Origin of the sequence: uncultured Mailhella sp. (assembly GCF_944324615.1) — a bacterium.
GTDB lineage: Bacteria > Desulfobacterota > Desulfovibrionia > Desulfovibrionales > Desulfovibrionaceae > Mailhella.
In genome coordinates this window covers 1-23165 of the sequence record NZ_CALUWY010000006.1, presented here as the reverse complement: position 1 = coordinate 23165, position 23165 = coordinate 1, and the positions used below count along the sequence as shown (strand labels likewise).

Sequence of the window (23165 nt, the reverse complement as noted above, 5' to 3'; positions counted from 1 at the left end):
GCGCGCCATGAAACGAAAACTCTCCTTTTTCGACGGCGCAAGCCTGTGTGTGGCCTTTCTTACCGTGCTTTTTCTCACCGCCTCCCTCTGTACCATCATCATAGGGGGCCTGCCCTTTCTGCCCGGGGCGTTCCGCTCGGAAGAAGTGCTGTTTTCCATCAGGCTGAGCCTTGTCACCTCCACGATTTCCACGCTGCTGTGCTTCGTGGTGGGCATTCCCTGCGCCTATGCGCTGGCCCGGTGCCGCATGCCCCTGCGCAATCTCTGCCGCCTGGTGCTGGAACTTCCCCTCTCCCTGCCCTACCTCGTGCTCGGGCTCTGCCTGCTCATGATGTTTTCCTCCGAGGCGGGAAGGCTGCTCAGAAACTTCGGCATACGGATCATCTTTGAACCGGCGGGCATCGTCATGGCCCAGTGGATCGTCAACATCCCCTTTGTGATACGGCTCATGCGCACGGCTCTGGAAGAGCTGGACGGAAGGCTGGAATTCATTGCGGGCACGCTGGGCGCCTCCCCGTGGCAGAGATTCTGCACCATCACCCTGCCCCTGTGCCGCAATTCCATACTCATGGCGGCCATACTCACCTGGTCGCGCGCCATCGGGGAATTCGGAGCCACGCTCATGCTCGTGGGCGTGACGCGCATGAAGACCGAAACCCTGCCCGCCAGCATCTACCTCAACATCAGTACCGGCGACAACGGCATGGCCATGGCCGCCGCCATCATCCTGCTCATCATTTCCGGCACGGCACTGCTTGCCTCCACCCTGCTGCAGCGCCGCGCCGCAAGCCGCATGGAAGGAGCCTGCTGGTGACCGTGCCCCTCGCCTTCGAGTCCTTCTGCCTCACCCGGGGCAGCATGCACATGGAAGATATTTCCTTTTCCGTGGCGGAAGGGGAAATGTTCGCCATTCTCGGGCGGACGGGCGCGGGCAAGACGCTGCTTCTGGAATCGGCGGCAGGCTTCTACACCCCGGAAAAAGGGCGCGTGCTTCTGTACGGCACGCCGGTGCAGGACATTCCCCTCACGGAACGACGCATAGGCTTCGTGTATCAGGATTACGCCCTCTTTCCCCACATGAACGTGGAAAAAAACATCACCTACGGCCTGCGCATGCGCCGCATGAGCCGTGCGAAACAGGAAAGGAAGGTGGAGGAAATCGCCTCCCTGCTGTCCATAGGCCATATTCTGAAAGAATATCCTCAAACCCTGAGTGGCGGGGAAAAGCAAAGGGTCGCGCTGGCCCGCGCCCTGGTGCTGAATCCCCGCCTGCTCCTTCTCGACGAACCCTTTTCCTCCCTCGACCCGGCCACCAGAAAAAGCCTGTATGAAGAAATAGGGAACATTCCCCGGAAGTTCCACTGTGCGGTGCTCTTCGTCACCCACGACTTCAGGGAGGCCCAGATGCTGGCCTCCCGCATAGGCATCATGGCCCGGGGCAGGATGCTCTGCATCCGTTCGGCACAGGAACTTTTCACCCGCAGCGGCAACGCTGAACTCAACGCCTTTCTCGGACTGGAGGACGCATGACCACACAGGAGCTGTACCGGCGCCTCAGGCAGGAAATGGAAGACATCGTCCGTAAACACCGCCTGAACGAACGCCCCATCACCCTGAAAAGCCGGGGACTTTCCCCGGAAGAAGCCATCGGAAACACCACGCGCAGGGATTACCCCATCCTTGCGGGCAGGGAAATCATGCTTCAGGCCCAGTTCGGCGATGCCCTCGGTCAGGCCTTTACCGACGCGCCTTCCGACTTCAGCGGCACCCTCGACCAGATACTGCATCTGGATGTGGAAAACGATCCGTACAGCCGGGGGCTTCTGGTGGCCACGCTCAACGCCGTCATGCGCTTCACCGGCGACCTCGACCATACCGTCCATTGCCGCAACAACGAACTGGAACTGTGCGCCGAAGCCTACGCCTCCTATATCCACGGACATTTCCACCGCCCGCGCATCACGCTGGTGGGGTATCAGCCCGCCCTTACCGCCCGCCTCTCGCAGGAGTTCTCCCTTCGCGTGCTGGACATGAACCCGCAGTTCGTGGGCAGCCTCCGCTCCGGCATCACCATCGAACACGGCGGAAACAGCTATCAGGATGCGGTTCTGGAATGGCCCGACCTTGTGCTCTGCACGGGCAGTACCCTCTGCAACGGCTCCTTCGTCGACTTTGTGGACATAGGAAAGCCCGTACTCTTCTTCGGCATTTCAGGAGCCGCGGCGGCCCGTATTCTCGGCCTGCCCCGCTTCTGCCCCATGTCCAGCTGATACCGGGCAGGAAGGAAAGCCGGATCGCCCAAAGACGCATCCGGCAAAAACAGCATACCGCGCGTAAGACGGCTTCCCTCTTCCCTGCCCCCCTTCCGCTTCCTGCAAGGAAGGCCGCATCCACCCTCCGGCGGCCTTCTTTCCATGCCGGCCCGTCCCCTCCGGGCCGGCTTTTTTCTGCCGTCTGTTCTCCTCCGGCATTTTCTCAAAAAAAAAGCCTCGGAATGAAAAAAACTGACTTCCTGTAAGGTCGGTGTAAGTTTGCCGTAGTCTACTGACCTCACATGAAGGGAAGAAGTTCAGAACCTCCTTCCCCTCAGGGGCAAAAAGTCCCGCATCAGAAACATCCCGGCCTTCCCGGCTCCTTCCGGAGAGGCGACAACAAAAAAACATACGGAGGCAACCATGACCCTGTACCCCCTCGCTGAAAACCGCCGTCTCACCCCCGCCGCCCGTCCCGCCCGCAGGCGTTCCGTCCTTCTTCCCGCGGCCGTCACCGCCTCCCTCGCCCTTCTGCTCACCCTGGGCGCGTCGGACGCCCTTGCCAACAGGGGGGCCGGAGGCTACACCCAGAACAACACCCACGTCACCACCATGGGCGGTTACACCGGGCCCGGCCCCTCCATCTCCACGGTGGAACAGGCCAGAAAGATGCGCGACGACACCCACGTTACCCTGCGGGGCCGCATCGTCCAGCACCTCGGCGGCGAACACTACCTGTTCAAGGACGAAACCGGCACCATCAACGTGGACATCGACCACAAGCGCTGGCAGGGCCAGACCGTAGGCCCCGACGACATCGTGGAACTCTACGGCGAAGTGGACAAGGACTGGAACGAGCTGGAAATCGACGTGGACCGGCTCATCAAGAGATAACAGGCCGCGGCCCGCACGGGCCGCGCCTCTGAGGCGACACCATGCGCGTTCTTCTCATTGAAGATGATGTTCTCATAGGCAACGGGCTCAGGGTGGGGCTTCCCGCCCTGGGCTTTGCCACCGACTGGTTCAAGGAAGGTCCGCTGGGCATGCAGGCCCTTTCCTCGGCGGAGTATGACGCCGTCATTCTCGACCTCGGCCTTCCCGGCATGGACGGGCTGGACATTCTGCGCGCATGGCGGGCCGCAGGGCTCGACGTGCCGGTGCTCATCCTCACTGCAAGAGACGCCATAAGTCAGCGTGTGGAAGGGCTGAATCTCGGAGCGGACGACTACCTGGGCAAACCCTTTGATCTGGACGAGGTGGCCGCCCGCCTGCGCGCTCTGGTCCGCAGGCGTCACGGCGTTTCCTCACACAGCCTTTCCCACGGTGCCGTGAGCTTCGATCCCCTCACCCGTACGGTTTCCCTGGAGGGAAAACCCGTGGCTCTGGGCCAGAAGGAAGTCATGCTGGTGGAACTGCTGCTGCTCAACCGGCAGAGCGTGCTTTCCAAAAGCGCCATTGAAGAGAAGCTCTATCCCTGGGGAGAAGAGGTGAGCAGCAATTCCGTGGAAGTGCTGGTACACCGCATCCGCCGCAAGCTGGGGACGGGCTTCATCAAAACCGTGCACTCCGTGGGCTATACGCTGGGAGAGGCATAACGTTCCCTGCCATGCCCCGCCCGGAAAGGCTTCCGGCAAAGCCGCCTGCAGAGGCCCGGACCTTTTCCCGCACAGAGGCACCCTGCCCGGAAGCCTGCCTGAGCGCATCTTTTCCGCAGCGCATCGCGCCGCCCGCATACCGGGCGTTTTCTCCTCAGCCATACGAGGCCCCCATGAACATGCGCATCCCGTCTGCTCTGAAAACTCTGCCCCGTGCGGCGGGAAAAGCCTTCGGCCGCACGGCGTCGCGGGTGCGAAGCGCCGTTCCCGGCCTTTTCGTCACCGTCGCCGGCGCCGTCCGTACGCTGTGGGCACGCCTTCTTGCCCTGCCTGCCAGCAGGAGGAGCCTCAGGCTTCGCCTGAGCGTCTTCTTTTCCCTGTTCATGGTCACGGCCTGGCTTGCGGCCGCGCTCTTCGCCTGGCATGCCTGCCGGGAGTCCATCGACGAATTCTTCGATTCCCAGCAGATGCTGACGGCAAGGCTCCTCGCCTCCGCCGGGCTGTCTCCCTCCGGCGGCGACATGCCCAGAATCAAGGACATGCTTCCCGGGGTGGACAAACACGCCTTCGGCGACGTGGAGGACGAGGCCATCGGCTTTGCCGTGTTCTCCCCCGAAGGCCGTCCCCTGCAGAGCGACGGCATAAACGGCCGGCGCTTTGTATTTGAACCCGTAAGACGCGGCTTTGTGGAAGCCCCCCTGCAGGGCGACGACGAACCGTGGCGCACACTGTGGATGAACTCCACCGACGGCCGCTATGTCATTGCCGTGGGGCAGGAACTGGACTACCGCGCAGACATGGCCTCGGACATGCTGGAAGAGCAGATCATGCCCTGGCTTCTCCTGCTCCCCGTACTGCTTGCCGGACTCTTCATTCTGCTCACCCGTGAACTTGCGCCCCTGCGCGCCATGGCCTCCGCCCTGCGCGAACGCAGACCCGAGGAAAGCACGCCTCTTGATACGGGGCGCCTCCCCTCGGAAGTTCTTCCCATGGCCGAATCCCTGAACGGCTTTTTCGCAAGAACGGAAGCCATGCTGGAAAGGGAACGCGCCTTCATCTCCGATGCGGCCCACGAACTGCGCACCCCCCTTGCCGGGCTCCGCATTCAGGCCCAGGTCGCCGCCCAGAACGGCATCGACGAATCGGCAAGAAAGGAGGCTCTGGCCTTTCTCCGGCAGGGCATCGACCGCTGCTCCCGACTCATGGAACAGATTCTCGCCCTTTCCCGGCTGGAGGCGCAGGGCCTTGCCGGCAGATCTTCCATGACGCTTGCTTCCGTCGGCTGGGCCGCACTGCTGGAGGAGCTTCTTCCCCTCTACAGGCCCCGCCTGGAGGCGCGCAGGCTTCGCCTGGAATCGCAGATCAGCTCTCTGAACGCCTCCGTGGAAGGCAACCCCGCGCTTCTTTCCATGCTGCTGCGGAACATTCTGGAAAACGCCTCCGCCTATACGCCGGAAGGCGGACTCATACGCCTGACTCTGGAACACGACAGCCTGACCGTGCAGAACGACTGCCCGCCCCTGCCCGAGGAATACGCCGCGCGTCTGGGGGAACGCTTCTTCCGTCCCCCGGGACAGGAAAAAACCGGAAGCGGACTCGGCCTTTCCATCATGACACGCATTGCCGCCCTGCACGGCTTCCGGCTGGAAAAAGGCATGCGGAAAAACGCGCCCGGCTTTTCCGAAAGCTCCTTCCTGGTCTCTCTTTCCTGGAATCAGCCTTCCTGACAGACCATGTGTCCGGCTCCCCACAGGAGCCGGACATCTTTTTTCTGCCGGAAGGCCCCTTCCTGCTCTGCCGCAGCTTCCCTGAACAGTCCCTCCAGCCTGAAAGGCTCTGCCCCGTGAGGCCTTCCGCTCCCCGGCAGGCAAAAGGATACGGGCCGCTCTTTTCCTGCCCTCTCTTTGCCGCGCTCATCTTTGGCATGCGCCTTCCGCTTCCTGCCGGAAGCTGTGCCGCCATGCAGTTTTTCCTCCCCCCTCTCTCCCGATTTCTCTCCTCATACGGGCAAATGTAACAAACATCGTTACAAAAGAACGGGGAGCCGGGAAACGGTATCCCCGAAAATCCTTGTGCCGCAAGGGGAATTTTTTTTCTTCTCCGAAAAAAAATGCTGTGTAACAAAATGAAAAAATTTTCTTACAAATGCTGACAAAATTTTGACAGGTCTTGAAAAACAGCTACACTCTCCAATACTCTTTACCCTGTGGCCAAAACGTATGTAACCATACTGAAAAGACCATATATATAAACACCGTGTTCCGGTTCTCCATACTGCTTTGCAGGTAAGATCCGGTACATACTATCAAAAGAACAAGGAATCAGAGAATGGATGTTTTTCATCATTCATTCGGATACAAAAATACCGGGAGTCCTCCTTCCAAAAGGAGGTCTCCCGGTAAACGATTAACAAGGCCTGCAGATGCGATATGCACTTCCCGCAGGCGGAAAAATCATGCCCCTGCCCGAAGCGCGGGCGTTTCCCCGTGCCTTCCCCGGACGCTTCCCCTGCAGCCGGCCGACACCCCGATAAAGGGCGACAGGCTCCCGGGCGGCGAAGCGCATACGCGCCATGCGCAGGATTCCGTCAGCCCGGCTCCGGCGCCTCTGCACGGTCTCACAGCCTGCAGGGGCGAAAAAACGCGCAGCCCTGCCCGCCCGGCCGTTGATTCAAGGCTGTCGTGCTGCCGGCGGAACCCTGACGGCATGCGCCTAAGGCATGGGCATCAGGCGGAAGCCCACTCTGGGCACGGTTTTCAAAATGGGCTTGTTCACCTTTTCCAGGCGACTGCGCAGAATATGAATATAGGTGCGCAAGGCGTCGCTGTTGGGAGGGGTATCGCCGTAAAGTTCATTCTGAAGCTCGCTCCGGCTCACGACATTGGGCGCGGCCTTCATGAGCCTGGCAAGGAGCATGAACGCCATGGGCGGCAGGTGCAGGTTGTTGCCGTCGCATGTCACGGTATGGGCGAGAGAATCCAGCTCTATGCCCGCCCAGCTCAGCTTTGTCGAAGCAAGGTGTGCTCTGGCCAGGCGTATGGAGGCAAGAACCCTTGCTTCCAGCTCCAGAAGGTGCAGCGGGCTGGTGACGATGTCGTCCGCACCGCCGTTCAGGTACCGGGGCAGGTTTTCCAGCGTGGTATCAGGGGTAAGCAGAATGATGGGGCTCGCAACATTGGAGATGCGCAGGCAGGTATAGAGGGGGATCCCGTTCTGATCGGTCAGCTGCGCGTCGAGTATGATCGCCTCATACGAGGATGTTTTCAGGCAGTTGTGCACTTCATCGCTGTTGGCGGCGCTGTCGAGCTGGTAGCCCATGGGCTCCAGGTACGCAAAAATATTCTTCATGGTCGACACATCCGGTGTGCCGACAAGCAGATGGAGGTCAAAAACGGAAAGCTGTTTTTTCAGGCTGTGCAGCATAGAGCAGCTCTCAGAGCGAATATGGGTATGAGCTGAAAACACGCTCCCGCCACGAAAAAAACGCTGTTTCAATGGATGCAGAGGTAAAACCGGCCCGCATTCATGGCAGAAGCACAGACAGAAACTAGGTTATAGCCAAGCGCTCGTCAAGAATTTCTCAATCGGCGCATCATACAATCTGGAGGAAATATGTCCATTGTCAGTCATCTCGGAACCATTATGAAAAACAAGAACCTGACCTATGAAGATCTGCAGTTTCTCTCCAAGGTGGCTCCCGACACCATTGCCCGTGCCCGGGACGGCAGAATAGCCACCTGCAAACTGGCAACACTGGAAAAGCTGGCCATGGCTCTGGATGTGGATATCCACCAGCTCTTCAGCCATGTCAAAACAAACGAAAGTGCATGAATCTCCTCTGAAAGCATCTTCCTGCGCCGGGAAACCCGTATAAAGAAAAACGGGAGAGGACTTGCGTCCTCTCCCGTGCAAGGCGATTCAATCCGGCACGGGCCAGGCCCGCACAGAATTAGAACTTGTAGACGAACTGCAGAGCGAGCTTCCAGGCGTCGTCGTAGGAAGCCTTACGGCCCATCTGGACGTTGTTGTCGAAGTCTTCGAACACGTAAGCGGCTTCGAGGTAGGCGCTGAGGTTCTTGTAGATGTTGTAGGTGGTGCTGAAGTCGAGTTCGATCACGGAGTCTTCAGTGGTCATATACTTGTGGGGAGCAAGGCCGAAGATCATGTTGGCCTTGTCGTTGGTACCCTGAGCGTACATGACGGCGAATTCATGGGAGAGATCTTCGATGAAGGAGATGTTCTTCCAGGCAGCGCGGACGCCCCACAGACCCATACCGGTGTGGTTGTTCTGCAGGGTGTTGTCTTCAAGGTTGGAGCCGTTGAAGAAGCCGTAGGAACCGGCGAAACGGCCGACCAGAGAAGGCATGTTTTCCTGATAGGCGTACTGCACGTCGCTGTCGTCACCGGAGCCGTAGAAGGCGAGGAGCTGAGGAGTACCGTAAGCGGTCTTGTAGGACACGGTGGCGTCCACAAAGTAGCCGTGCTGGCTGGGCTTTTCAGCGCCTTCGGTGCCTCTGAAGTCACGATCGCCGTACATGAAGCCGAGCTTGGCTTCGAAGGGATCGAAGTAGGTCATGGTGCCGGTGAAGCCGAGCCAGTAGGTGTTGTTGTCTTCGGTGGGCAGATAAGCGTTGGCAGTCGTGTTGGCGCTGGTGGCCATGGTGCCGTCGCCCTGAGCAGCAAAGGCGAAGAAGGGCTGGAAGCGGAAGCCGTCGAAGTACTTGAAGTCGGCAGCGAGGGTGAACACGTCGAGGGCGTTGGAGCCGGCGGTGTCGTAAACGTTGGTGTAGCGGGGGGCGTCAGCGGCTACGCGGCTGTAGCGGGCCCACCAGGCGGACAGCGACAGCCAGTCGGTCACAGGAGCGTCGATGGCAACGCCGTCGGCAGGATCAGACCACCACAGAGCGGGGTTCTTGCCGTTGGCAAGGCCGGGCAGGGCGAGGAGCTGACGGCCCATGCGGACCTTCACATCGGTGCTGGGGATGAGCCAGTCGATGTAGGCCTGACGGAGGTACAGATCATTGTAGTTGCCGAGGCCGTCCTTACCGCCGAGGTCCTTTTCAGAGGTACCCCAGTCCCACTTGCTGTGGGTCTGGATGTAGCCGGAGAGCTGTTCGGAAACGGCGAAGGTCATGCCGATGCGGACCATCTGCATTTCCCTGTCGAACTTGCTGTTGTCGAAGGCAGCGCCGGCGCCCTGGGTGTACTGGAACAGATAAGAGCCGTCCATCTTCACATCAACGGCGGAAGCAGGAGCGGAAGCGGCAAACACCATGCCGGCAGCCAGAAGAAGCGTGGTAAGCTTTTTCATTTTGTCATTCCTTTGAAAAAAGTTGGTCGGTTGAAACCGTATGGAAAATCCCTCTTTTTCCATGGAACGACAGTGCAACATCATATGATAAAAAAATGTGAATAAAAATATAATAATACATCAAAAAACATTACTATCGTATTAGTTTTATTATAATAAAAAATTTTTTACACACTCTTTTTTCTTTTCCCCACAAGGAAATCACCTGCCGTCATCCGCAGATCATTTCAGCCTGCGGCCTGTGCGGAAAATATCATTTTTTCTATTATTACAATATATTATCGTATTTTTTCCACATGAAGGAATTTTTGCGCCCCGGTCTTCAAATCTCTCATCTCCATAAGACAGATTCGACATGCCTTTTCTCCTGCCCCGGGCAAAGCCTGATTCCGCCGTGAGATACGCTCCGTCAGGAACGCATCCAATACTCTTTTATCATTGAGTAATTATTTTTTCTTTCCGTTTTGCCTCCTTTTCTGAAAAAAACGTTTCCGTTGCCCCGATACGGTCTCGTCCCGGGGAGACAAAAATTTCAACACGTCCCCCGCTCTCTCCGCCGGATCTTTGTACGGCCCTGCCGAAGCACTGGAGCAATCCGTCGCGCAAATCCCGGCAGGGGCATTGCCGTACCGTTGTTCAGGCCGGTGCATCATCATAAAAACAGCCCGGCATACGTTCACACCTATGCCGGGCTTGTTCGGAATATTGTACTTTCGTCTGCGGCAGCACTCGCCCGCACGACGAGACAGACCGCCTTTCCGAAGAGCTGTTCCTCATTCTCCTGAACTGCGTCTGCAGTTTTTTTTTTCCCTGCAGAAGAGTTCAGAGGGAGGCCGAAATCAGTTCTTCGCGGCGAGAATCACATGCGGAGCCTTGATGGCAGCCTGCACACGCACGCCTTCGGCAATGCCCGCATCTTCGGCGCTGTCCACCGTGCATACGGAGGTCAGGCGGTCGCCGTTGTCCAGTTCCACGGCCACGCTGGCCATGATCTGGCCCTTCTTCACGGCCTTCACCGTGCCGGGCAGCATATTGCGGGAAGAAAGAACATAGCCGTCCAGGTCGCGGACAAGAAGCACGTTGATCCCCTTCACCATGGCCAGAACTTCACGGCCGGGCCTGAGACCGAGATGTTCGGTGCTCGCACCGGTGACAATGGCGGAAACCTTCAGGCCGCCCTTGAGATCAATGGAAACCTCATCATTGACGGCGCCCTTTTTCACGGCGGTGACTACGCCTTCCAGGACGTTTCTGGTGGTAATCTTCATGGATGAACTCCTTCAGAGGTTCAGAATGGCAGGTGTGAGGAAGATAAGCACCGCCCCCCCGCTGTCAAGTTCACGGCAGAGCCCTTTTCTCTGAACAGACCTGCACGACAAGGCTTCCCGGGAACCTTCAACATTTGTCTCCGCATGCAGCCCTGCCTGAACAGGGCACGAAATGACGCCCTGTTCTGCTAGAGCAGGCGTGAATCTTTGTAGGCAACTTTCTTCCCTGTCTTCGCCTCGATGTACGACACGACCAGCAAAAGATCCTGCTGACGGGAAGCCTCCTTGTTTTTCTGCATGTTCCTCTCCGCAAGCCCCACGGCTTCATTCCAGGATTCATCCTTGTTGTACAGAGAAGACGCTCCCACGGAAAACAGTACAGGGAGATCATTTATCCTGTTCTTGACCCTCATATATTTATTTAAATTCTTTTCACACTCGACAAGCAGTTCCATGCTGCATTCGGAAAGGATGACCAAAAACTCATCGCCTCCCATACGAATGATGTATTTCTGCATTTGAATGACGGATTCCACAATGCTGATAACCTGAAGAATGGTAGTATCGCCGACATTATGCCCCAGCAGATCGTTGATCATCTTCAGTCCGCAGATATCAATGTACAGAAAACTTATCGGAAAGCGGTATTCCTCCTTCAGTTTTTTCCAGTATTCCTTGAAAAATCCCCGGTTGTAGCACCCGGTAAGCGCATCCCGGATATTTTTTTCCATGGCCTTTTCATAGTTTCGCTGCACAATGTCGATATTCTGGTTGGTTCCCCGTATGGAAACGGCCCGTCCATGATGGTCTCTCTGGGCGACAAACCCCTTTCCGATGGTCCAGATATACTCTCCGCTCTTGCGCCTGAGCCTGACGAAGCATTCAAACTTATCCCCCACACCGGGACTCCGGGACAATTTTTCCTGAAAGAGGACGGCCTCGATGTCGTCGGGATGCACCAGCGCCTTCCAGCCCTCAAAGGTGTCGGGCAGTCTCTCGTAAGGCCAGTCATAGCCCAGCATCCTGTGGTACCCCTTGCAAAACATACATTTTCCCGACACGCTGTCCCATTCCCACAGGCCTATCTCGGCGGTATCGTAGATGCGGGGAACCGAAAACTCGTTTTTCACTTCCACGCAGTAGCCGGAAAAAGACGCCGCCTCTCCCTGTGCATTGCGCTCGATGACCGAGCCCTGAATGAGCACGCGCCTGATGCCATCATTCTTTTCCAGAGAAGCATTGATGATGACGACATCGCCGAGCGCATCCTTTTCCAGAATATCATGAAAAAGCACCCGGGACAGCTCATCCAGAAGACACAGAAACGCACTCAGTGAAATGCTCCTGTCTGCCGTATGAAAAACAGTCTGCGCTTTTCTATCAAGAAAAATCGTGCCGTCCTTGTAAAGGAAAAATCCCGGAGAAAAAGACGACATCGTATTTTCATTCGTCACGACGCGAACCATGTGATATCCTTCCATATGCAGTCAGAGAAAACATGGCCATCCCCGGAAACGTCTGTCTGCATCATGATCACGGTATGTCCGATACCTGCTGTCACAATTTTTTCCCCGCACCATGCGCAGACTGCATTCTGAGGGCAAGTCTTTTCCAGACGTGCTCAAAAACCATTCCCGGAACCGACTCACGGAAACTTTTGTGGACATATTAGGAAAAAACGTGTCCACGGGCAAGAAAGACAGGAGTATTTTGCCATCTGCGCTGTTCCGTTGAAGTGCTGCATTACTCCGGAAGCAGACGTCCGCCAGGAAATTCCGTCAGCCCGCAGAAAGAAATACTTCCCCTCGGAAACATGCCTGTTGTCCTGCACGGTGAGGCAAACAACGCCTCCATGGAAGAAAGCTTCTCCGGCATGTCAGGGATCCGTTTCTCCGGTGCCTATGCCGCCCCGGATGACATGGCAAGACCAGCCTCCGGACTCTGCCCGTGATGTTTCAGACGATTCCCCATCTCCAAACTTTATAGAGGAGGGTCCGGACTCTGCCCGTGATATTTCCGGCAGGAACCGTGGACAAGAGAATTTTTGAATGCCCTGTGTGCATCCAGCATAAAAGCGACGGCAAGCGGACAGGTATTTGCCCGTTCCCGCGATGCCACAAGAAGGATTCCTCCAGATATGAGAAGAGACGAACCCGGTGAGCAGGTCTGTGCGCGGTTCTGGATGTAGCTTTTCAGTCTTTTCAGGCCACCTACGTTCTGCATGTCGGCAGAGGGATAAAGCTCCAGCAGACCAGACTTCTTAATCATCTGCGCTTTGGCTCCAGTGATGACCTTGGAACTGAAATAGCCCTTTTTCACCAGCGATAAGCTGAAGGCAGTTTCTGCCTGAAATTCAGTCAAACCAGTGGCGAGCCGTGAGGCTTTGCGGTTTGTCCTGATGTTGGTGGTTTCGCCGATCTCGGCCTGCAGGCGCATTAACGCCTCTTCATCGGGGAGCCTCATCTCGATGAGATGAAAGAATGGTTGGAGTTGAATCGGAAGAGTCGGCAATGGGGAGACCATGACCAGACAGTTACCGACACTTTTCCAGAGAAGAATTCCATTCAGAATGGACTGGCAGACAACGGGATCGTCAAGAAAGTGCTGGAGTCCATGGGCGATGAGCACCGTATCCTTCACAGTGGAAAGCCATTGGACAGCTTCGACAGGGTTTTGGATTTCGTTGAGAGTGAAGGATGACGGGGCCATGCCGTGAACACCGGAGACACAATCCCAACGGCAGATCTGCCATTCGGGAATCCTCCTCATGAGTTCATCCGCTCGATGCGGTTCCTGAGTCTGTAACAGGATGGCGGGAAAACCGGCTTTCAGATAGTCAGTAATCATAATAAAACCTCCTATCTGATACTATTTCTATATAAAAAATGAAAAATCCCCATGACATAACCACGGGGAGTAATATTTAAATTGTTTTTTATTATTTTGATATATTATCACATTATGTGCATCCTATTCCTTTTTTACCTATTTAAAATAGACGTTCAGTATAATCTCGCAAGCCATCTGAGCTGAGTTGATGCGTCCCGAACACTCTTGTGGAGAGTCATGCCGAAAGCATCCGGAACGGGAAAATCAGACTGTCCGGTTAAAAGGGAATATCGTCCATAGTGCTTTCCATCACTCCCCATGAATCGTTACCAACCGCCCTCTCAGAGAAAAAAACTTCTGTGTCTGCGGGCTCTGTAAAAGCTCTCTTATCTCCACAAGAATCAAGAAATTGTACATTTTCCACTTTTATTTCAGTAAGTTCCCTTTTCTTCCCCTGCGGATCCTGCCATTTGCGTGTCTGTATCTTGCCTTCTACGCAAACGAGTCGCCCCTTCACCAGATACTGGGCACACTGTGCAGCTGTTTTCTGGAAAGCGACGACCCGATGCCATTCCGTCTGTTCCACCTTGTTTCCTAAGCGATCCGTATAGAAGTCTGTGGTAGCGATGCGCATGGTAACGACTTGCGCACCAATCGCCGTCCAGTGTGTTTCTGGATCACTCCCAAGACGACCTATCAGAACGACTTTGTTCATTCCTATCTGTCTCCAAAAGGCTTCAGATTGCCGTATCTGTCATAATACGGATTGTAGTCACGGATATCATTTCCATCTGGTGCATCATTATAGTCGTCTCTTTCATTTGATCTTGAATGAATATCATAGGTTTGATTGTAATAATAATTATTATAGTTCGGACTGTTATCCTGAAAATGACGAAGAGGAGCAAGCGGTTCAATACCGATATTTTCCCATGCCTGACAAGGAAGTACCGGAGCAATAAAGGCGAGCGTAGCAATAATGAAAAGCCGTTTTTTCATGAATAATTCCCCTTTGATGGTGTGAACATAACAAGTGACTTTAATATAAGGCCAAAAAACTTCAGTAATTTTCTGTGTCGTTTTCACAGTTCACAAAGTCATCCTTCTTTATTTGCCGATATTTATACACTCTTTCTCCTGTTTTTATCAGATTGTTTAAAAATATGTATGCAAGAATTCCCCATAGCCATCCCATAAGACAAACAAGCAACACCATCAGTATGACACTGAGAAGTATAGTTGCCATGGTGTGTGCCTTTTTTTTCTGCTCACAAGAGAGTTCATACGCATTCCTGTAAAATATCTTTTCTACCCCGAGAGATATGCAGGATATGGAGAAGATCATGATGCCGTTAACAGCTTGTACGCACCGGAGCAGAACACTAGGAATGGCTCGCATAAGCCAAAAAAGCATGAAAAATGGAAGAAAAATAATGGTGATACATAGATCTTTGAAGGTAAATGTTTTACTTTCTTCCTCTTTCGCACTAATGGCCTCTGCAAGAAACTTCCCTTTAGCTTTCATGCATTCCTCTCAAAAAAAGATTAGCCATGCCTGTCGTGACATCTTATGGGATTGAAGTGCATATGATGAGTCTTTTCTTTATTTCAAGTGCCTTACGGCTTTGAGAGATACCAGTTGAATCCGTTGATTTTATTACAAATAACTGTCGACTGCCGGAAACATGATCAGTGTATGGTATCCATCCCGGATCGTCCCCCTCCTCTGGAATGAACTTTTAGCATAATCAGCAGACTCCGTGGTCGCTTTTAAAGCGACATCCGTTTCTTAGAAAATGGGCTGGTTGTACATGTACAAGGTCGCGTTTATTTCATCGAAGTCATATTTCTGATGTGAAATAAAATATTCAATGATGACATCGAACAGGATACTCGGCGAGAATGCAAAACCAGCCTCACGAAGTAATTTTTCCGTCTCTTCTAGTGAAAGCTCCATGGCTATGGCAAGAGCCATAATCGTGCGTTTGCCTGGAATATAGCATTCCTGACTTTTGATTTTTGAGAACAGTTTACGGTCGATGTTCGCTCTTTTGTAAACTTCGACAGGATCCAATCCTTTGGTTTCTATCATCCTCATGAGTTTTGACCCAAAATATTCTTTTTTTACTAAAAAATCTTTAAACTGTTCAAAAGCGTAAGGATTAGATCCATATATCTCATAATCTATATAATGTTCTTGAGAATTTTTACTCTCTTCTTCTTCCGCAGATTGGCGATCAATTATGGCAAGAAGTTTCCCCAACAAGCCATGATATTTCTTTTTACTACGAAATATATAGTGGGTATCGATGAAGTCATCGACATTCAACAGGGTAAATCTTAAGTACTCATCCCTAATATGCTGATGTTTTTTCTTAATAAGAGACATTCCGGCCCCGGTATAAAAATCGGTAGTGTGATGAAAGTTTCGAGGTAGCCCCTTCAATCGGTTGAAGTCTACTGGACAACGACCCCATCCGAAAAAGAGAGCCATTTCATGCAGAATTGAAAAACGAGGTGAACAGAATTCACCTCGTTTTTTACTTGCGGCATGCAAAACAGGCAGAACATCATACTGAAAATCTTCAAAGAATCAGTCATGTTCTCCGGCTACGTAGTCTGTTTGAAATCCTTCCATGCTGTATTTCTGCTACAGTTTTTCGTCTTCTGCTGACATGGAGGCGAGTTTTGTAAGAACGCTTTTGGGAGAATTGTTGGCATAGCAGTAAGCGCAGAAGTGCCTGCAAGTGTTGTAGCTTCCAATATCCTTACTCGGAGCACAGCCGCATCCGGATCTCTGCCCCGAGTCTTTCGTTGAGGCAGGAATGACGCTCAGCAGCGAAAGCTGTCTGTCCTCTTTTCTCCTGGTCCAGCGCTCGAACTCCGCACAGTCCGGGCACAGTCGGTGCAGAAGCTCCGGGTCCACACATCGGTTGTGTTCTATGCCGAGGCTGTGCAGATCCAGTGTTTCGGCGCAGGTGGCAAGTTTCAGGGGAACAGGAAGCGCTCTGCTGATTTTTACTATGCCTTGGGCAAGAGCCTGCATTTCCGCAAGGGTTGGAGGCCGGAAGTCCGGGGCCAGCCTGCCGAGTTCCCGCGCCGTTTTTCGGTACCAGTCCACAAAGCTGAAGACCAGCTTTTCCGTGTACGGCGAAAGCTTTTCAGCCAGACGGTGAAGACGCGAGAGCGTGTTTTCCACCGTGAGGCCGCCGCCGAGTATGATGGGGTCGAAGCGCCAGATGACGCGTTTTTTCCCTACCAGTTCAGAAAGCCGACGGAAGGTTTCCACTCGACGTTCAAGCTGTGGCAGATTTGGCTCAAGTCCTGTGCCTTCGTAGTCGTTGAGTGTGTACTGAAAATAAAATTCACGACCGCTGGCCGCTATTTCCGGCAGGTGCGTCATCATTGGTGCGGGATTTTTACTCCAGAATACAAAAGCACGGCAATGTTCAAAGGTAATCCACTGCCTCTGGGTGGTGTTAAAAGGATTTTCCCACACACAATATCCGGCCCTCAGCCTGTTCATAAACCATGCCGAATGGAAGGCAGGAATGTCCGTGGCGCGGCTTGCGGAAATGACGAGCGGTGCCACAGCCTTCTGTCTGCCGTGCGGCGTGTCTATGATGCTTTCCGGCCACTTCATGAAACGTCCTTTCTTTCAAAATAATAAATTTCCGGCTCGGCGTTGACGCCATTTGCTTTAGTCAAATTGCGCATGGGCTGTCTGCCCGCTATGCTCATGCACTGTTCAACTTCGGGGCAGTCGCAGTCCAGAAAGCGGTTGTACAGGCGCTCCATTTCTTCCGCCGCCCGGTCGAGATAATAGTCAACACGTTCCCTCGATTCCTTGCGGGGCAGAAGCTGCGTGAACTTCTGCGGACTTTTGTCGGAAAACACGGTGTCGTCCGAGTGAACCATGACGAAATCGAGCTTTTCACACAGCCTCCGGCACAGATGCAGGGCTGCGTCGTGATCTTCTGAGGCCCTCCCCCTCTTCGATACCGCAACGACTGCCCGTTCCGCAATATCCGAGGGGGAGAGACTGTCTATAAAAGAGTCCAGGGCCGTCTCAGGGATTTCAGAAATGGACTTCGGAAAGAAAATGATGTCTATGGGAGGAATATCACCTTTCTGTTTGGAAAATCTGCCTACGTCGATGACCATGAGGTTTTGATTCGGAGCAATCTTCGTATCGCTACACTCCCAGTTCACAAGATCTACGCCGCAATAGACGGGATCGGCACGGCCTTCCCTTTCTCGCAGCTCGTACGTCAGGCCTACAAGATCGAGCATGGCTCCGCAGCCTATGGAAAGCACGACCGGCGACGACGTTTCTCTCAGCCGTCCAGACGCCAGAATGCGCCGATACATTTCGCGGTATTCAATGACGTAGGCGATGGAATACTTCAAAAAATAAAAGTTTCTGTGCAGCGGATTTTTGTAGTCCGGAAAACATCCCTGGAAAGAAAAACGCTTCAGCGTACACAGCGTATAGCCGTACAGATTGGGCAGCATATTCTTGAAGGCAAAAAACTGTGCTGCAAGAAAACTTTCAAGGAAAAGCCCCATATCTGTGTCTGCATTGCGAAAGTCTGTGCCGAATTCCCGCCTGCCGAAGTCCCCGAGCTCCGGAGCGGAGCATACCACGGTAAGATGGCTGCCCCTTGCATTGTCCTGCAGGAGACGGGAGAGACCGACATAGACCAACGACTTGTCCTCGGGTCTGTTCAGTCCCTGAATATATAGAACTATGCGCGTGGCTTCCCATCCCTTGAATCCGTGTATGGTCGAAGCTTTAAATGCATATTTCTTCTCTCCGAAGCGCCGTTTGGCCCGTTTGGACTCCTCACCGTCTTCGGAAAAGGTGTCTTCACCGCTCAGGCCGAGAGCTCTCAACATCTGCACCACCTGCCGCCCCGACTCCTTGCGCTGCGATAACAGCGTGACGTCGGCATGTTCCATGCCTCCGTCGCCGGAACAGTCCATGATCATGTCGAGCACAGCTCCGCGGCAGAAGAAAGAGGCTGTCTCGGGACGGCACTGAACCCAGCGGAATACGTCGTTCGCCATGGCAAGATTCTTCTGAAACGGCACGAAGGGCTCGTCCTGGTACTGCGGCAAAAACTCCCGGGCAAAATGCCGGGCCATGGTCTCCAGCCTTTCGGGACACCGGGGAGATCCAGGCAGGGTAATCCATCGTCCATGGAATCCGGCGTTGCGCATGTTTTCTTCCAGCCATGTTCCGGCGTTGCCGTAAATGTCCTGCCGTCTGTCCGCCGCCAGCATCATTTCCCCGTCCGGCCTGCACGCTTCACGCAGTATGCTCCACCACTCAAAACGGAAATCCTGACCTTCATCTACCAGCACGGCGTCGTATATTTGTTCCATGTCCTTATTCTTCCTGAGAAGGGCAAGCGCAAGGGCGGGAACATGTTCGTTCAGTTTGTCCTGCCGGCCAGTCTCCCTGTCCGCAAAAATCGACCGGTAAGCGTCGTCGTCATAGGTGATGCATATTCTTCGGCACCATTCGTGGAAATGCAAACAGGTGACGAGATTCATGAACGAACCGTGTCTGATGTCGCGGGAAATGAGACGGTGCAGAAGAGAGACCAGCATAATGTTGAAGGGAATGACCAGCACGCGTCTGCCGTTGTTGGCCAGCCAGGCCGCTCTGGCCGCAATCACCAGGGTCTTTCCGGAGCCCGCTGCACCGCGGATGCGACGGTAACCCGATGTTATTGGGCTCCGTGCTATGTTCTGCTTCGATGGGTTCAGGTTCAGAGGATCGTTTCCTATGGCCAGTCCCGAGCCGTCTATCCACGGTCTGAGTGATTCAGCGGCTTCGGCCGTCATGAATCCAGTGTAGCGAAGTTCTGGACATGCTGCATAAAGGTTGCCGCTCTCAATATGTTCTCGGCCCAAGAGCTTGATGGAGCTGTTTTTCTGCTCTTTTTCAGATAAGCACGGCTCAGCCGCTGCAGCAAGACTCGAGTGTGAGACAAAAGGACACAAAAGAATGCAGTGTATGGCAGACTTTGCGCGCCACACGCTATGTGACTTCATGCCGAGCGTAGGACAATACAGATCGAAAATTTCATTTTTGGCGTTCCGCAACTTGCCGAGCGCGAGTTTCATGGCACTGTCACCCGCTGCGGGCAGCGTGCTGTTGTTCCAGTCACGTACTTCAATCAGTCCTATGCCTGTTCGAGGATTGAGCAGCAGAAAATCAGGTCTCGTGCCGTTCAAATGTGGATGCACATAGATTTCCCACGAGTCGTCGAGAAATTCTTCAAAAAAGCTGAGCGCTCTTTGCTCTGCCGGGGAAAGCGTATCGGAAAGCGGAGTTGGGGATGACCAGGACGCTGTAATTGAAGGTGCCTGCTGGGGATGGATCACTTTGGCCATGATTCGGACTGCCTTTTCTCATGCTGGTCAGAACAAATACGGCATGTCGAACAGATCGGCGTTGTCGGCGGAAGAGTTACCCGACAGGGCAGCCACATCTTTCAGCCCGAAGGTATGAAGATGCTTTCTTGCGGCTCTCCATCCCCGCACGAAGCTCGGCATCTGCGCACAGGGGCAATCTGAACCTCTCCAGGCTCTGGAGTCCAGCCACAGGCCTGTGGCAAGCGCCCTGTTTGAAGGCTGCGGACACTCATGCTGATAGTTGTTGAGCAGCAGCCGACTTCTTGTCTTCATGGCGCGGCGCACCATGCTGAGCATCCAGCCGTCGAGCGACCTGAAAGGCTCGGGATCGTCCAGAAGACAATAGAAGCTCATCAACCCCTTCATGCGGGGCAGACGGACGTTCTTCTGGAGAAAATCCGTTATCTGTTCTTCCGCAAGGCCTCCGTACAGACCTCGCCGCAGTTCGCAGATGAGCCCGAGAAGATCCCAGTCATAGATATAAGGACGGATGCCGCACCTCTCGGAATTGAATCCATCCTTTAAATAATGAAGCAGATACAGATTGATGAGACGCGATATCTTGCTTTTCAGCTTCGAAACAGTTTTCTCGGGAATGGTCATTCCGCCGAGAGTGAAGCGGAAGCCCAGGTAGTCGAAGTGGGAAATGGTCTTCATTTCCTTAGGACACTCGGACAGAATGGCTATGCCGGGGGATTTCTCGACATTCAGCGTCAGTCCGCTGCGTCGGCAGTGCTCAAAAAAGCAGCGCTCTATGTCCTGTGCCTGAGAATATGTCGTGCAGAGAGCCACCACGTCGTCCGCAAAGCGCACGAAACTGCCTCCCGCACGGGTGAGGCTTACGTCAAGATCATGATTCGCCAGATTGGCAAGGAACAGGGAAACGGAGGCCCCCTGCGGCGTCCCCTTGTGACGGCGTTTCAGCAACGGGGTGCCATTGCCCGTTGTGCCGTCGTAATAGGCATGCCGCAGAAACTGCTCGAAAACATAGCGTTCCTGAGGCGTGACTCTGATTCTTTCGGAGTCGGCCAGCTTCTCTTTCAGATAGCGGGATGGGATGCTGTCGAAGTATTTTTTGAAATCTATCTGGACGACGAATGTCTTTTCTTCAAAGTCATGCTCCATGATCTCCAGAACAGCATCAAGGACGTTCCTGCCGGGATGATAGGCATAGGAAAAAGGAGAAAATCTTTTGATGTTCCTGTCTCTTGTGCGGCGGAAAACTACATTTGCCAGTGCGGCGTCGGGTATGCTGAAGGCCATGACTTCACGATAGCCCCCCGACGGCTTTTTGATCCTGTAGCAGATGGCAGGTTCCGGAGCATAGGTGCGTTCCAGTACCTTGTGCCAGAGTGTCTTGGCGAGGAAATTGGCGTTTCGTGCGCAGTAAACGGGATCGAAGTGTCTATCCGTGAGAGCGGGGATTTCATTTTTTTGCGAAATGAGGGCTTTCAGGCCAGTTCTTTTTTCAAACCTTTCTCGGTAATTATGCTTGCTCTGCTCAGCTTGGGATCTTCTTTCAAGTACCTGTCTGGCCAGCCTTTTTATTTCCAGCTTAATGGCATGTTGCATCGATTACCAACTCTTTTAATGTCGGCAGCGGAGCCTGTAATACATATATCCTGTAAGCTTTTCATGCTTATAGTCATGCTGCGCGAAACAACATGCCGTCAATGTCCTCAGACATTCGATAATGCGGCCCCGCTGCCCGGGCTACTACGCCTTGAAATATAAATACTATTAAAATTTTTCTTTCGTCAATTTAAATTTAAGTTAAACAGCTCAAAAAATACGGTATATTGAATGTTTTGTTCATGTCTATATTTTGTCAATATATAAATTAAAAAGGAATATCGTCCATATTACTTTCTGGTATTCCCCATGGAGCACCTCAAATGTCATTTCTAATGGTCAATATTCTCGACATGTACTCACAGATTTTGCCAATAGATTCTTATCCTGGAAGCATCAAGAAATTTCATATACTCTACAAGTATATCGGTAAACTCCCGATTCTGCCCTTGTATATCTTGCTACTTGTGGGGATGAATACGGCCCTCGAGATAAATAAGACGACCTTTTCTTAAATATTGTGAACAAATTTTTGGGCTTTTTTTGAAAGGCTACAACTCTATGGCATCCAGTCTATTTTTCGCTGTTTCCAGATCGACTTGATGAGATTTCGTAGTAGCTATATATGTATATCTACTATTTGCGTCCCGTTTGTCGTCCATCGGATCTCGAAATCTCTACCAAGACAACCAATCAACATACCTTTATTTCATATGAAAATAATATAAAAAAAATCACTTATCTAATTGTACAGTTTTTGAATGAAGACGCACCATACACTGCCCAAAGTGTTCATCAGATATGCTGATACCAGTTGACTTCCGGTTCCTGTGGAACCTGTTCAACGTACACGTCCGTGGTCAAAAGATCCGGCATAACCGACTCAGAAAACAACTTCTCTTCTGCCCTCACTGCCGAAGATTTTACATCATGTCGGACCTGTAAATCCGTATCCCCCACATCATAGCACCATCAACCGCAAATCGCCGGATTCCTCACGGAGTCCGGCTTTTGCTATTTAAGGAGGCTGTTATGCCAAACTGGGTATCCAACACTGTGACCCCGCTCAATGAAGCGGCTGCTTCATTCACTCGTGAGCGCATCGTGGATGAGAAAGGAGAATTCTGCTTCGGCAGGCTTGTCCCTCTTCCGCGTGAGCTCTCAAAAACCAGTTCTCCGAACAGAATCGTTTCCCCCGAGGAAATGCAGGCCTTCAAGGAACGGTATGCAGAGCGTGTCCGCACGGAGTATGAGCAGGAAGGACTGCTTTATGTTGAGCATCCGTCATGCTTCATCGAAAGCTGCTGTACCGCCGAGTGTGCCCGAAATCTCATCAAACGATTCGGAGCCGCAGACTGGTACACCTTCACAAACAGCCATTGGGGCTGCAAATGGGATGCCTGCTGCCGAAAACATGACGACACCAGCTACTTCTTTGATACGCCCTGGAGCTACCCTGAGACGTTTACGGAAGTCATGGCCACATCATGCCCTGAAGGCCACTGGCAGTGGCGATAGGAAGAGGAACAGGGCTACGGCGGAATCTTTGAGATCCAGAACGGAGCCATCGTTCACACCGACTCCTGGGATATCCCGGAAGAGGAATAATCCCATCCCCATCGGCAAACGATCTGTCTTTCCCTGATCTTGCCCCTCATTATCCCCGTCAGTACCATATTCTGGCGGGGATTTTTTTTTATCTGAGTGTGTTGAAATTCCGTGCCGCGTTACCCCCCTTCTCCTCCACGGACACTTTCTATTCGCCTACGGTGGGATTCGTTTTACGGCGCGTCGTCTTTTCAGCTATGGCAGCTCCTCATTCCTCTCCCCTTAGACTCAGGACTCATTAATTGCCAAAAGGGTAAAAAGTTCTTATTGTCGGCATAGGGAGGATGCCATGAAGGAACTTTTT

Annotated in this window: 20 protein-coding genes; 8 read left to right on the top strand and 12 right to left on the bottom strand. The window is 53.4% G+C overall.

What is annotated here, in order from left to right; genetic code table 11:
* Positions 1–7: 7 nt before the first annotated feature.
* From Q0K07_RS02710 to Q0K07_RS02685, 6 genes are all read left to right on the top strand, one after another.
* Positions 8–814: an ABC transporter permease gene (locus Q0K07_RS02710; RefSeq protein WP_294556055.1), complete on the top strand. Its 807-nt coding sequence runs from the start codon at positions 8–10 to the stop codon at positions 812–814.
* Positions 811–1530 (top strand): ATP-binding cassette domain-containing protein, encoded by a 720-nt coding sequence (locus tag Q0K07_RS02705; protein WP_294556052.1) that lies wholly within the window; start codon positions 811–813, stop codon positions 1528–1530. Before Q0K07_RS02710 ends, Q0K07_RS02705 begins: the two co-directional genes overlap by 4 nt.
* Positions 1527–2270 (top strand): DUF364 domain-containing protein, encoded by a 744-nt coding sequence (locus Q0K07_RS02700; protein ID WP_294556049.1) that lies wholly within the window; start codon positions 1527–1529, stop codon positions 2268–2270. The genes Q0K07_RS02705 and Q0K07_RS02700 overlap by 4 nt, the downstream gene beginning before the upstream one ends.
* A 405-nt stretch (positions 2271–2675) precedes the next feature.
* Positions 2676–3146, top strand: coding sequence for a NirD/YgiW/YdeI family stress tolerance protein (locus tag Q0K07_RS02695; protein ID WP_294556046.1), 471 nt, complete (start codon positions 2676–2678; stop codon positions 3144–3146).
* A 41-nt stretch (positions 3147–3187) separates the two neighbouring features.
* Entirely contained in the window at positions 3188–3847 is a 660-nt protein-coding gene (locus tag Q0K07_RS02690; protein ID WP_294556043.1) for a response regulator, read from the top strand.
* Between the two features lie 173 nt (positions 3848–4020).
* Positions 4021–5574 (top strand): histidine kinase dimerization/phospho-acceptor domain-containing protein, encoded by a 1554-nt coding sequence (locus tag Q0K07_RS02685; protein ID WP_294556039.1) that lies wholly within the window; start codon positions 4021–4023, stop codon positions 5572–5574.
* Between the two features lie 985 nt (positions 5575–6559).
* Here Q0K07_RS02685 and Q0K07_RS02680 read toward each other — a convergent pair.
* Positions 6560–7195 (bottom strand): response regulator transcription factor, encoded by a 636-nt coding sequence (locus Q0K07_RS02680; protein WP_294556036.1) that lies wholly within the window; start codon positions 7193–7195, stop codon positions 6560–6562.
* Between the two features lie 264 nt (positions 7196–7459).
* Here Q0K07_RS02680 and Q0K07_RS02675 point away from each other — a divergent pair, with 264 nt between their 5' ends.
* The gene (locus Q0K07_RS02675) at positions 7460–7678 is read left to right on the top strand and encodes a helix-turn-helix transcriptional regulator (protein ID WP_294556033.1); all 219 of its coding nucleotides are present in this window, start codon (positions 7460–7462) and stop codon (positions 7676–7678) included.
* Positions 7679–7796: 118 nt separating this feature from the next.
* On the opposite strand, the gene Q0K07_RS02670 is transcribed toward Q0K07_RS02675, so the two are convergent.
* The 11 genes from Q0K07_RS02670 to Q0K07_RS02620 all read right to left on the bottom strand — a co-directional run bounded on the left by Q0K07_RS02670 (position 7797) and on the right by Q0K07_RS02620 (position 21253).
* Entirely contained in the window at positions 7797–9158 is a 1362-nt protein-coding gene (locus tag Q0K07_RS02670; protein ID WP_294556030.1) for an outer membrane homotrimeric porin, read from the bottom strand.
* An 839-nt stretch (positions 9159–9997) separates the two neighbouring features.
* Positions 9998–10426: a TOBE domain-containing protein gene (locus Q0K07_RS02665; protein ID WP_294556027.1), complete on the bottom strand. Its 429-nt coding sequence runs from the start codon at positions 10424–10426 to the stop codon at positions 9998–10000.
* A 188-nt stretch (positions 10427–10614) separates the two neighbouring features.
* Positions 10615–11892, bottom strand: coding sequence for a sensor domain-containing diguanylate cyclase (locus Q0K07_RS02660; RefSeq protein ID WP_294556024.1), 1278 nt, complete (start codon positions 11890–11892; stop codon positions 10615–10617).
* A gap of 514 nt (positions 11893–12406) precedes the next feature.
* On the bottom strand, positions 12407–13273 hold the full coding sequence (locus tag Q0K07_RS02655; protein ID WP_294556021.1) for a hypothetical protein: 867 nt from the start codon (positions 13271–13273) through the stop codon (positions 12407–12409).
* 259 nt (positions 13274–13532) lie between these two features.
* Entirely contained in the window at positions 13533–13970 is a 438-nt protein-coding gene (locus tag Q0K07_RS02650) for a single-stranded DNA-binding protein (RefSeq protein WP_294556019.1), read from the bottom strand.
* A gap of 2 nt (positions 13971–13972) precedes the next feature.
* Positions 13973–14254: a hypothetical protein gene (locus Q0K07_RS02645; protein WP_294556017.1), complete on the bottom strand. Its 282-nt coding sequence runs from the start codon at positions 14252–14254 to the stop codon at positions 13973–13975.
* Between the two features lie 61 nt (positions 14255–14315).
* Positions 14316–14780 (bottom strand): hypothetical protein, encoded by a 465-nt coding sequence (locus tag Q0K07_RS02640; RefSeq protein ID WP_294556014.1) that lies wholly within the window; start codon positions 14778–14780, stop codon positions 14316–14318.
* 264 nt (positions 14781–15044) lie between these two features.
* Positions 15045–15644 carry a hypothetical protein gene (locus tag Q0K07_RS02635; RefSeq protein WP_294556012.1) on the bottom strand — a complete coding sequence of 200 codons (600 nt, stop codon included), beginning with the start codon at positions 15642–15644 and terminating at the stop codon, positions 15045–15047.
* A 261-nt stretch (positions 15645–15905) separates the two neighbouring features.
* On the bottom strand, positions 15906–16898 hold the full coding sequence (locus Q0K07_RS02630) for a DUF1848 domain-containing protein (protein WP_294556010.1): 993 nt from the start codon (positions 16896–16898) through the stop codon (positions 15906–15908).
* Positions 16895–19660 carry an AAA family ATPase gene (locus Q0K07_RS02625; protein ID WP_294556008.1) on the bottom strand — a complete coding sequence of 922 codons (2766 nt, stop codon included), beginning with the start codon at positions 19658–19660 and terminating at the stop codon, positions 16895–16897. The genes Q0K07_RS02630 and Q0K07_RS02625 overlap by 4 nt, the downstream gene beginning before the upstream one ends.
* A gap of 27 nt (positions 19661–19687) precedes the next feature.
* On the bottom strand, positions 19688–21253 hold the full coding sequence (locus Q0K07_RS02620; RefSeq protein ID WP_294556006.1) for a reverse transcriptase domain-containing protein: 1566 nt from the start codon (positions 21251–21253) through the stop codon (positions 19688–19690).
* Between the two features lie 1032 nt (positions 21254–22285).
* Here Q0K07_RS02620 and Q0K07_RS02615 point away from each other — a divergent pair.
* On the top strand, positions 22286–22771 hold the full coding sequence (locus Q0K07_RS02615; protein WP_294556004.1) for a hypothetical protein: 486 nt from the start codon (positions 22286–22288) through the stop codon (positions 22769–22771).
* The last annotated feature ends 394 nt before the right edge of the window (positions 22772–23165 follow it).